Here is a 2,734-nt window from a genome sequence, read left to right as displayed (position 1 = left end):
GCTTCGGCTGCATCCGCCGAGACGATCGACGTTGGCGGCGTGAAGCGCTCCTACGCCGCGCAACTGCCGGCCAGGAAGCCTGCAGCGCTGGTGATCGTGCTGCACGGCAAGACCCAGCGCGGCGCCGACATGATCACGCGGACGGCGTGGCCGCAGGTCGCGAAACGAGAAGGTTTTGCCGTGGTGTTTCCCGACGGACTCAACCACGCCTGGGCCGATGCGCGGACGAAGGCGGGACCGGCGCTGCGCGGACCGCCGGTGGGTACCGATGATGTCGCCTTCATCGCAAAGCTCGTCGAAAAGCTCGTGGCCGACGGCACGGCCGATGCAAAGCGCGTCTATGTCGCCGGCAGCTCCAATGGCGGCGCCATGGCGATGACGCTGGTTTGCGCCCGTGCGGATCTGTTTGCCGCGGGCGCGAGCGTGATCATGAATCTCACCGACGAGGCCGCCGTCACCTGCCATCCGTCACGGCCGCTGCCGATGCTGCTCGTGAACGGCACGGCCGATCCGCTGGTGCCTTACGAGGGCGGACGCGGATCGAGCTATTATGCCGCAGACGGATTCTGGTCGACCGACGAGACGCTGGCGTTCTGGCGCAAGCTCAATGGCTGCGAGACGGACGACGCCAGCGTGACGGATCTGCCCGACAGGAGCGTTGCGGATCAATCCACGGTGACGCGGATTTCCTCGCGCTGTCCGAGCGGGCACGACGTCGTGCTCTATCGTGTCAACCATGGTGGGCACCGCATGCCCGGATTTTCTCCGGATGCCCGTTTCCCGAGGGTCGCGACCAAGATGCTGGGCCCGCAGAATGGCGACATCGACGGCGCCGAGACGATCTGGTCGTTCTTCAGCCAGTCTCATTGAGCGGGCAGCGCATGCACCCCGGGGGTGGCAGAGCGCGGGGTGCTGGGCTAGACAGGGCCGCCATTCCAGTGAGGAGATCCCCAATGAGCATTGAGCGTTTTGAAACCGGCCCGCGCATGAGCCAGGTCGTCGTGCACGGCAACACCGTCTATCTCGCGGGTGTCGTCGCGAACAAAGCCGCCGGCGAAAGCGTGACCAAGCAGACCCAGGACATCCTGGCGACCATCGACGGCCATCTCGCCAAGGCCGGCACCGACAAGTCGAAGCTGCTCTCGGCCACGATCTACATCACCGACATGAAGACCTTCGGCGAGATGAACGCGGTGTGGGACGCCTGGGTCTCGCCCGGCAACACCCCGGCGCGCGCCACCGTCGAAGCCAAGCTGGCGGCGCCGCAATATACCGTGGAGATCATGGTCACGGCCGCGAAGTAGTTTTCGCGAGAACATTTGCGCGCGCTGATGACCTCCGAGGTAATCGATCAGCGCGCGTGAACCTTCGATAGTGACGGTCAGCCGAATACGGCGCCATCGAAGGAGAGCACCATGACCGACCCCATCACCATCGCCCGCCGCTACATCGAGCTCTGGAACGAGCGCACGGCCGGCCGACGCCGCGAGCTGCTCAGCGAAACCTGGACGACGGATGCGAGCTATGTCGATCCCTTGATGAAGGGCGACGGCCGCGACGGCATCGAGGCGCTGATCGCAGGCGTGCAGCAGCGCTTTCCTGATTTTAGATTTCAGCTGATCGGCGAGCCCAACGGCTACGGTGACCACATCCGCTTTTCGTGGGGACTTGGCCCCGATGGCACCGACAGCCCGATCAAGGGCACTGATTTTGCCGTGCTGAAGGACGGCCGTATCAGAAGCGTGACCGGATTTCTCGATCAGGTGCCAGCCGGGGCGTGAGACCGCTGGCTCTCCCGCCGATGGCGAGAGGGTACCCCGCATTCGGACTTTCACAAGAGGTCGTCATGCCCGGGCTTGTCCCGCCTGCGCGGCCGAAGCCGCTTCGGCGCGGCCAAGGCCCGGGCATCCACGTTCTTGGTGCGCCATCGGAAGACGTGGATGGCCGGGACAAGCCCGGCCATGACGATGTGGAGAAGATCGTGGCCCCAATGTACGAGCGCATACGCGTTTGTTCTGCTGCAGACGGAGAGGGCAGCACCCCTCGACGAAGCCGTCGCCACGGCTTACCTGTTCATGCGTGCCGCCCCGTATCCTCCAGACATCGGCCGAGCCGGCCGCGCTGTTGCCTCGCCGCTTCCAGCAATGGTTCGCTGGCCGCGGCTGGTCGCCGCGTGCGCATCAATTGGCGCTGCTGGAGAAGACGCGCGAGGACGCCAGCGCCCTGCTGATCGCGCCGACCGGCGCCGGCAAGACGCTGGCGGGATTTCTGCCGACGCTGGTGGAACTGTCGATGCAGCCGATCGCGCGGGAGGCGGGTGAGAAGAGAAGCCTCGTCTCCACCGGCCGCAGCCTGCAGCGTACCGGCGGCCTGCACACGCTCTACATCTCGCCGCTCAAGGCGCTCGCCGTCGACATCGCGCGCAATCTGGAACGCCCGATCGCCGAGATGGGCCTGCCGATCAAGGTCGAGACCCGCACCGGCGACACGCCGGTATCGCGGCGTCAGCGGCAGCGGCGCTATCCGCCGGACGTGTTGCTGACGACGCCCGAGCAGCTTGCGCTGCTGCTCTCCTCCGACGACGCACCGTTCCTGTTCTCCTCCCTGAAGCGCATCGTGCTCGACGAGCTGCATGCGCTGGTGACGTCCAAGCGCGGCGATCTGCTCTCGCTCGGCCTCGCACGGCTGTGGCGGCTGGCGCCGCAGATGCGTGCGATCGGCCTGTCGGCAACTG

4 protein-coding genes are annotated in these 2,734 nt (G+C 66.1%); all 4 read left to right on the top strand.

From position 1 onward, the window contains the following. The coding region (locus MOV74_RS35470) for a PHB depolymerase family esterase (RefSeq protein WP_246931816.1) at nt 1-870 on the top strand (870 nt) is incomplete at its 5' end. A gap of 83 nt (nt 871-953) precedes the next feature. After that, nucleotides 954-1,304: a RidA family protein gene (locus MOV74_RS35465; protein ID WP_246931813.1), complete on the top strand. Its 351-nt coding sequence runs from the start codon at nt 954-956 to the stop codon at nt 1,302-1,304. A 111-nt stretch (nt 1,305-1,415) separates the two neighbouring features. Further along, nucleotides 1,416-1,781 carry a nuclear transport factor 2 family protein gene (locus MOV74_RS35460; RefSeq protein ID WP_246931808.1) on the top strand — a complete coding sequence of 122 codons (366 nt, stop codon included), beginning with the start codon at nt 1,416-1,418 and terminating at the stop codon, nt 1,779-1,781. Between the two features lie 298 nt (nt 1,782-2,079). Then, nucleotides 2,080-2,734, top strand: a 655-nt coding sequence (locus MOV74_RS35455) for a DEAD/DEAH box helicase (protein ID WP_246931804.1), incomplete at its 3' end; no start/stop codon positions are given.

This window comes from Bradyrhizobium sp. SHOUNA76, from assembly GCF_023006445.1.
GTDB lineage: Bacteria > Pseudomonadota > Alphaproteobacteria > Rhizobiales > Xanthobacteraceae > Bradyrhizobium.
Note: the sequence above shows the minus strand (reverse complement) of the source record. Positions and strands in the feature narration are given on the sequence as shown.